General features: G+C 70.6%; 6 protein-coding genes and 1 pseudogene. 5 read left to right on the top strand and 2 right to left on the bottom strand.

What is annotated here, in order from left to right:
* Positions 1-202: 202 nt before the first annotated feature.
* Positions 203-793: pseudogene (locus B085_RS44885) on the top strand (hypothetical protein); the annotation flags it as partial.
* 840 nt (positions 794-1,633) lie between these two features.
* On the opposite strand, the gene B085_RS0135685 reads toward B085_RS44885, so the two are convergent.
* Positions 1,634-1,882, bottom strand: a complete 249-nt coding sequence (locus tag B085_RS0135685; RefSeq protein WP_018563386.1) for a hypothetical protein — start codon at positions 1,880-1,882, stop codon at positions 1,634-1,636.
* 164 nt (positions 1,883-2,046) lie between these two features.
* Between B085_RS0135685 and B085_RS0135680 the strand changes: the two genes are divergently transcribed.
* The 4 genes from B085_RS0135680 to B085_RS0135665 all read left to right on the top strand — a co-directional run bounded on the left by B085_RS0135680 (position 2,047) and on the right by B085_RS0135665 (position 6,170).
* Positions 2,047-3,609, top strand: a complete 1,563-nt coding sequence (locus B085_RS0135680) for a hypothetical protein (protein WP_018563385.1) — start codon at positions 2,047-2,049, stop codon at positions 3,607-3,609.
* 195 nt (positions 3,610-3,804) lie between these two features.
* Positions 3,805-4,167, top strand: a complete 363-nt coding sequence (locus tag B085_RS0135675) for a hypothetical protein (RefSeq protein ID WP_018563384.1) — start codon at positions 3,805-3,807, stop codon at positions 4,165-4,167.
* Between the two features lie 52 nt (positions 4,168-4,219).
* Positions 4,220-5,479 carry an LPD29 domain-containing protein gene (locus B085_RS0135670; protein ID WP_018563383.1) on the top strand — a complete coding sequence of 420 codons (1,260 nt, stop codon included), beginning with the start codon at positions 4,220-4,222 and terminating at the stop codon, positions 5,477-5,479.
* 67 nt (positions 5,480-5,546) lie between these two features.
* Positions 5,547-6,170: a hypothetical protein gene (locus B085_RS0135665; protein WP_018563382.1), complete on the top strand. Its 624-nt coding sequence runs from the start codon at positions 5,547-5,549 to the stop codon at positions 6,168-6,170.
* A gap of 211 nt (positions 6,171-6,381) precedes the next feature.
* Here B085_RS0135665 and B085_RS0135660 read toward each other — a convergent pair.
* A partial coding sequence (locus B085_RS0135660) for an IS110 family transposase (protein ID WP_018563381.1) occupies positions 6,382-7,487 on the bottom strand: 1,106 nt, incomplete at its 5' end.

The following is a 7,487-nucleotide window of genomic DNA, read 5'->3' as shown; positions in this document are numbered from 1 at the left end:
CAGGCACACACCAGCAGGATCGCGGTCAGCGAGTACCACCGGCCCCGCCGGGAGCGCGGGTCGGGCACCGAGTCGAAGTAGGGACGCAGGTCGGCGATCCGACCGGCATCCAGTGGCCCCAGCTTCACCAGCACGGCAGGGATGGGAGAAGATACAGCGGCAGGCACGGGCCACCTCGTGATCATCGGGCTTAGACACCACAATGATCACGAAGCCCGTGCCTGTCCTGCTATGCACCCCAACCGGTCACTACCCGACCAGCCGCACTACCCCGGAACTTGCAACAGCCCTGGGGATCCTCCGCGTGCCGGGACGTCCTCCGAAGCTCAGTCACTCGGAGTTGCTGTGCCTGGCAGTCATGCAGGCACTGCTGGGCTTCCACAGCGTGGCCCGCTGGCTGCGGCACTTGCGCGCGCACTACCGACACCTGTTCCCGTACATCCCGCAGGACTCCGGATACAACAAGCGGCTGCGGGCAGCACTGCCGCAGATCAAGCGGGTGATCCGGACGCTGGCGAGGGACACGGACTTCTGGCATGACGCCGTGTGGATCGCCGATTCCACTCCGGTGCCCTGCGGGATGTCCCGCCCCACCGTCAAGCGGTCGCAACTGGCCGGCTGGGCGAACTACGGCTATGGCGCGTCGCATTCACGGTTCTTCTGGGGACTGCGGCTGTACCTGGTGTGCACACCGGCCGGGATGCCGATCCTGTGGGCCCTGGCCGATCCGAAGCTCGGCGAGCGCGAGGTACTGGCCGCGATGCTGGAGATCGACGCCGACCTGGTCCGCGAATGGCGGGCCGGCGCCGCCGTGGTCGCCGTGGGGACCGGACGGCGGGGATGCCGAGGATGAGCGGCTCAAGGGCGAGGCTTTCGTGCATGTTCGCACCTGACACGGCGACGGCGAGCGGGATGCCCTGGGCATCGGACAGCACGTGCAGCTTGCTGCCCTTCTTGCCGTGATCGACCGGGTTCCCCGTCAGCAATCCCCCTTTTGGCACGAACGGAGGCCGCGTCGACGACCCCCGAGGTCCAGTCCACCTCACCCCGGACACCGAGTTCGTCCAGCACCGCCCGATGCAGCCGGCGCCCCAGGCCGACCTCGGTCCATGCCGTGAAGCGGCGATGGGTGGTGGCGGAGGACGTACCGAACGTCGGTGGCAGGTGCCGTCAGGCACAGCCGCTGGTCAGCACGTACACCACTGCGGTGGACAGGGCCCGCTCGTCACACGGAGCGGTCCCACCACCTTGCGGACGAGCAGCGAACGACGGCAGCAACGGGTGGACCAGCTCCCAGAACTCATGAGGAACCAGACGCTTGGAGAGATCAGCGCTCACGGCCGCCCTCATGCCGCTCGAACATCAAGTCACCTGGCACAGCCTTTTATGCCTTGACTGAGGAGGCCGATCTGACTTCACCCGTCTGTGGACCACCGCCTGGGCTGCCAAGTAGTCGACGTCCGGGGCGAGGTAAAGCGTGCCTGGAAGAGCTGCGGCACCTCGAACAGGCGAGCCGGAACCACCTCGGCCAGCCGCTGTACCGGCCCGTCGACGTCATCCGTGCCGAGGCCGCCACCCGTTCTCGCGTACGACGACGGCCCGCAACCTGGGGTGTGGGCCGTCGAGTGCGGCGTCAGTTCTCGGCCTGCTCGGGCCGCTTGCGTAGGCGCGGCACCCCGTATTCACGGGCGATGAGGCGCACGTTCTCCTCGGTCCACGGCAGGTGCTGGGCGATGGTCGCGTTGGTGACGCCGGTCGCCTTGAGTTCGTCGGCGACCCGCTTGCGGAGGGCGTGACGCGCCCGCTCCTCCGCGCGCACGGCGTCCTGCCAGGCGCGGAGGTCTTCCCGCAGTTCGTCGCTGGGCCTGTACTCGTCGTTCATGCCTCGATGGTTGCACAAGTCGAGTTGGTGAGGGAAGGGCGCGCCCAGGTCGTCGCAGGTCAGGGCAAGCAAATTACGCCAAATCTCTTTGGGTTACGAGAGTTACCCAAGTCCATTTGGGTAGGGCGGATGGTGTAACACTTCACCACAACAAAGGAGTAACCGTGACAGACCTCGCCAACCACCACGAGGGCCAACTGGCCGCCGCAGTCATTGGCATGGCCAGCCTCGTAGAGAAGGTCGACGCCGAACGCGCAAGCGGCATCTTCCGCTTCTTCGACACGGTCGACGCCTACGACGCCACCCAGTGCCGCGAGGACATCGAGGAAGGCGCGATCCTGATCGTCGAAAGCGACAAGGTCGTCGGCTTCCTGGTCGAAGCCTGGCCCGTCGCCATCACCCAGGAGCACGGCGAGTTCCACCCGCTCGACCGGCCGATCCGTGAGTTCTACGACGGCAAGTACGTAGAGGCCGCCGCCCGCGCCGCGACCATCGCCCGCGACCTCGGGTACACCGTCCGTCCCGACGCGGAGGTACCGGCCGAGCCCGAGCCCGACGTCATTCGCCTCGCCGCCCGCGCGTATCGGGGCACCGGCAAGATCACGGTCGTTCACGTCAACTGCATCTGCAAGATCAAGACGAGCCTGATCGGCACGTACGCCACCGTCGCGGAAGCCGAGAAGGCCGCGGCCGACCACCGGCCCGGCGTCCCGACCCGCCGGTGCAAGCTGTCTGCCCCGCTTCGGACGCCGGTCGTCACCGAGTTCGCAGCCGGCGACCGTGTCCTGTGTCCGGACGGATCTGCCCGGACAGTGGTCGGCATGTTCCGGGTGCCCAGCAAGCCGCCTCAGGTCCTCCTCGAAGGCGGCGGCAACGACGACGCCTCCGCCTGCACGCTGGTGGACACCTCCCGCATCCCCGAGGCACGGAAGGCCGCCAGCCTCGCCGCCGAGCGAGTCCGGACGAACCCGGACCCGACCGACGAGGGATGGCAGCGCGCCCTCGCGGAACTGACGCAAGAGCTGCGCTACCTGGAGGTGGCCGACCCGGTGTACGCGAAGGCCGCCGCCGAGGTCGCCGACGAGGCCGAGCGCGTCACGGTCGACGTCCCGCGGCCCGAGGTCGTCAAGGGCGACATCCTGCACGCCATGGGCGCCCGCCTCACCGTCCTCGACCACGGGGTGACCAGCTCGGGCGCGCGCGGCCTGCCCCAGTGGTGGGCCGACGTCATCGGCGTCGACGAGGACGACCGCGCCAAGACGTACCGCACGGCCTGGACGCTGTCGCTCAACATGGGTGACGCCTCGTGGGACATGGTGACCGTTGAGCGCGCCATCCCGGCCCCGCCCGCCCGCGAGGCCGCGCCCGCCCGCCCGGGCGGCGCCACGTTCGGTAGCGCGCCCCGGCACGCCGGGCACCCGGACGTCATCGCGGCCCGGGAGGCCCTGCGCCCGCTGCGGCCGGCGACGCTGACCGACCAGACCGAGGTGACGGAGCCTCACCGGCCCGACCCGGAGCTGCGCGGCTACATGCTCGAACCGCGCGGCCCGGGCCGGGTCGCCGCGTTCTGGGTCGAGGGCGGCCGGGCCATCGCCGCCAACAACACCTGGCACGGCCCGTCGGTCGGAATCCTCGCCGACAAGCTCCGCATGGCCGGATGGACCGTCACGCGCCCCACGGGCAGCGGCATCTGCACCTTCGCCGAGCGTCCCGCCGACCGGGACTGATCCCGCCAGAGCGCGCCCCGCCTCCACCCGGAGGCGGGGCGCTCTGCTGTCCGCACGTGCCCTGACCTGCGCGGATTGCCAATTCTTTACCCAAATTCATTTGGTCAACGTGGGTTAACCAAGTTCATTTGGCCAAGGATGGAAGTAGTCACACCAACCCACAAAAGCCCAGGTCAACGGCAAGGGAGCGAGCGTATGAGCGTCAGCCACACCGAAACGGACCCCACCCGGTGTCTCAAGTGCCGGAGGATCCTCCGTCGCCCCAGCCCGGACGGCCTCGGCCCGAAATGCCGGGCCAAGGTCCGTAAGGCCTCCCGCTCCGAGGCCATCGTCGCGGAGTTCAAGCCGTACCTGGTCGCCAAGGCCGTCGAACTCCTGGAGCTGGGCGCCGTGGTACCCCTCCGCCGGAACCGTGTCTTCCTCGTCGTCTCCGACGACGGCGACTCGGTCTACCGGACGTCCGCCACCGGCCAGTGCAACTGCCCCGCCGGCCTCAGGACGAAGCCCTACGCCTGCTACCACGGCATCTCCGCGCGCCTGTTCGCCACTGCCGCCTGACCCCACCCGGGGCCGGGCGGCCGCCCGGCCCTCCCACCGGAAGGACCGAACGATGACCACGTACATCCCGACCGCCCTCGTCTCCGCCGAGGTGAAGCGCCTCCTGACAGCCGCCTTCCCCGGCGTCGAGTTCAGCGTCCGCAAGGGCTCCGGCACCGGCTCCGCCTACATCCGCGTCCGCTGGACCGACGGCCCCGACGAGAAGGCCGTCGAGGAGATCACCCGCCCGTTCGAAGGCGCCTACTTCAACTCGTCGGCAGACATGCTCGAACCGCTCGACACCGAGGTCACGATCACCGTCAAGGGGAAGACGCTCACCGGCAAGCCGCTCGTCGACGGCATCGGCTGCTCCCGCGACATCTCCGACGAGGTCCGGGCCGAGGCCGCCGAGAAGTGGCGCGAGGCTGTCGGCCCCGACCGCAGCGACCGCGCCATGAGCGCGGTCGTCGTGGTCGACGGCGAGGTCATCCGCGAGGCATGGCCGAGCAGCCAGATCGCCATGATCGCCGAAGAGGTGATCCTGCCGAAGCGGTGGGCCGCCCACCTGGCAGCCGCCGAGGCCGCCCAGCCGGCGGCGCCCGCCAAGCCGAAGCTCGCCCCGGCCGCCGCCGACGACGAGCCCGGCGAGGGCATCGCCGTCACCCACACCGAGGAGGACGGCACGACCGTGACCGGCACCCGGTACGGGGACGGCGCGGGCGCCGTGCTCAAGGGGCACGGCTTCAAGTGGCACCGCAAGGAAGCCCGCTGGTACGTGCCCGGCAGTCGCGGCCAGGCCGCCGACGTCGAGTTCCTGGCCACGGTCGCCGGCGAGCTGCGCGCGGCCGGGCTCACTGTCACCGACCAGCCCGAGCCGGAGGCCGAGCCGGTGGAGGTCACCCCGGAGGCGCGCGAGGCCGCGCACCGTGCCCGCCTCCTCGCCGAGATCCTCCGCGAGCGGACCGCGCTGCGCCCCGACCGCACCGACCTGCCCGGCATCGCCGCCCTCCTCGACGAGGCGGCGGCGATCCTCGAGGAGACCGCGCCGGAAGTCGTCTACGGGGTCCTGGCCTCGCCCTCGGCGGTGATCGGCTACGTGAGCGCCGCGGTCACCGGCCGCCTGCCCGGCCTGTACGCGCTGGACCCGGCCAGCGGCCAGCTCGCCGCCCAGGAGGCCGACCTCCGCGCCCGCCTGGACATCGCGATCAGCGGCTTCGACTTCGGCGGCGAGATCAGCCGGACCGCGATGCGCGTCGTTCTCGACCTCCACCGCAAGCACGCCCGCCTGGCCAAGGCCGTCCAGGCCGACCACGCCCGGCCCGCCGCCAGCTGACCCCCTGCACCCTGCCGGGCGCCCGCCGGGCGCCCGGCCCCCATCCTGCAAGTCCTGAGGAGGCGTCATGTTCAACGAGTGCATCGACCACGCAGGCGGCTTCACCACCGGCACCGCCACCGAGGCCCACGCGATGATGCTGCTCCAGCGTGGCCAGCGCCGCGGCTGCCACATCGAAGCCACCCGGGCCGGGGGCGCCCTGGTGTCCTGGACGCGGCTCCAGTTCGGGCCAGTCGACGGGCAGGTCGACACGGTGGCCCGGTCGATCAAGCTGACCCCGGTCACGCCGCTCACCTCAATCCTGCGGGGCGGCACCGTCCGGCACGACCTGGCCACCATCGACGCGCACTCGCGGTCGCGGTGGGAGAGCGCCCGCAGCCGGCGAGTGGTCGTCGTGGGCCTCGACGGCATCGAGGCCGTCACCGGCGAGGCCCTGCACCGGGATGGGCTGGTCACCGAAGCGCCCGGCGGCCGGGTCCGGCTCACGCTCGCCGCGCGGCTCGGCCTGCTCGCCTACGAGCACCGGCGGCGCACCCCGTGGCGCGGACGGGCCGCCTACTGCACGTGCGGCATGTCCGCCCCGGGCAGCGACCCTCGCGCCGAGGCCCGCGACGTGTGGCGCGCTCACCTGCGGGCAGTGACCGCCGAGTTCGTGACCGGGCTGGCCCGCCCGTCTGCCCGCACTGCCTGATCTCACCCTGCGCCGGGGGGGTGCCTCTATGTGTTTGGTCAAGGGGTCGGTGACGGCTGAGAGGTCATCTGTCACTCTGATGTGCGTGGGAGACGAATCGGCTGTCCTGGTGCCTGCCGATGAGGGCATGCGACCTTGTGACTTCTGCGGTCACCTGGTCGTGGAGGGCTCGGTCGACGAGTACGACTGTCCGGTTTGTGGTGAGCCTGACTCAGGCTGAGTTGGCTGGTCGGGACTGGTAGAAGGTTCCGTCGCGGAGCATGGCGAACAGGACGTCGACCCGGCGTCTGGCCAGGCACAGGAGGGCCTGAGTATGGCGCTTCCCCTGGCCGATCTTCTTGTCGTAGTAGGCGCGGGAGGCTGGATCGCCGAGTGAGGCGAACGCGGCCAGGAAGAACGCCCGCTTCAGCTGTTTGTTGCCCCGTCGGGAGGGTTGCTCGCCGCGTATGGANGATCCGGAGCTGCGGGTCGCGGGGGCGAGTCCNGCATAGGAGGCCAGGTGGGCGGCGGTCGGGAAGGCGCTCGCGTCGCCGACGTCGATCAGGANCCGGGCGCCGGTCCTGGTCCCGATGCCGGGCATGGAGGTCAGGATCTTCGACAGCGGGTGCTCGTCGAGCAGTTCCTGGATCCGCTTCTCCAGGAGCTTGCGCTGGTCGAGGGCCGCTCGCAGCGAGCCGGTCAGGCTCGGCACTATCAGCAAGGCCGCCTCGGTGCCCGGCACGACCACGGTCTGCTCGTCGAGCGCCGTGAGGATGTCCTCGACGAGGCGCTCGAACATGCGCGGGGCCAGTGGCCGGGCGACGGCGAGCAGGCGGCGGCGTCCCGCCTTGCGCAGGGCGGCCGGTGAGCCGAACCGCTCCAGCAGGGTGAGGACTGCGGGGTGGTCGAGCCTGGGCCCCAGCACCCGCTCCAGGTGCGGGTGGATTTGGGTGAGCAGTCCGCGCAGGCGGTTGGCGATGCGGGTCGCTTCGCCGGCGAGGTCGTCGTCGAAGCCGACGAGCATCTCCAGCTCGGCGATGGTCTCGTCGGTGAGCTCGATGCCGCGCAGGGTGTGCGGCATGGTGCGGGCGGCGTCCGCGATGACGAAGGCGTCGCGGGCGTCGGTCTTGGCCTCGCCGGGGTAGAGGTCGGCGATGCGGCGCATCGTGAGGCCGGGCAGGTAGGCGACGTGGCAGCCGGCGTCCCGTGCGACCGCCAGGGGCAGGGCGCCGATGGAGGCGGGCTGGTCGACGACGACCAGGACGGTGCCGTGCTTGGCGGTGAGCTTGTCGAGAACGGCCCGCATCTTGGGCTCGCTGTTCGGCAGCCGCTTGTCGA

This window comes from Streptomyces sp. BoleA5 (genome assembly GCF_000373665.1).
GTDB lineage: Bacteria > Actinomycetota > Actinomycetes > Streptomycetales > Streptomycetaceae > Actinacidiphila.
Note: the sequence above shows the minus strand (reverse complement) of the source record. Positions and strands in the feature narration are given on the sequence as shown.

What these genes read in the sequence shown, in the direction of transcription:
- B085_RS0135685 (WP_018563386.1), bottom strand. Translation starts at nt 1,882, where the DNA reads ATGAACGACGAGTACAGGCCCAGCGACGAACTGCGGGAAGACCTCCGC.
- B085_RS0135675 (WP_018563384.1), top strand. Translation starts at nt 3,805, where the DNA reads ATGAGCGTCAGCCACACCGAAACGGACCCCACCCGGTGTCTCAAGTGC.
- B085_RS0135670 (WP_018563383.1), top strand. Translation starts at nt 4,220, where the DNA reads ATGACCACGTACATCCCGACCGCCCTCGTCTCCGCCGAGGTGAAGCGC.
- B085_RS0135665 (WP_018563382.1), top strand. Translation starts at nt 5,547, where the DNA reads ATGTTCAACGAGTGCATCGACCACGCAGGCGGCTTCACCACCGGCACC.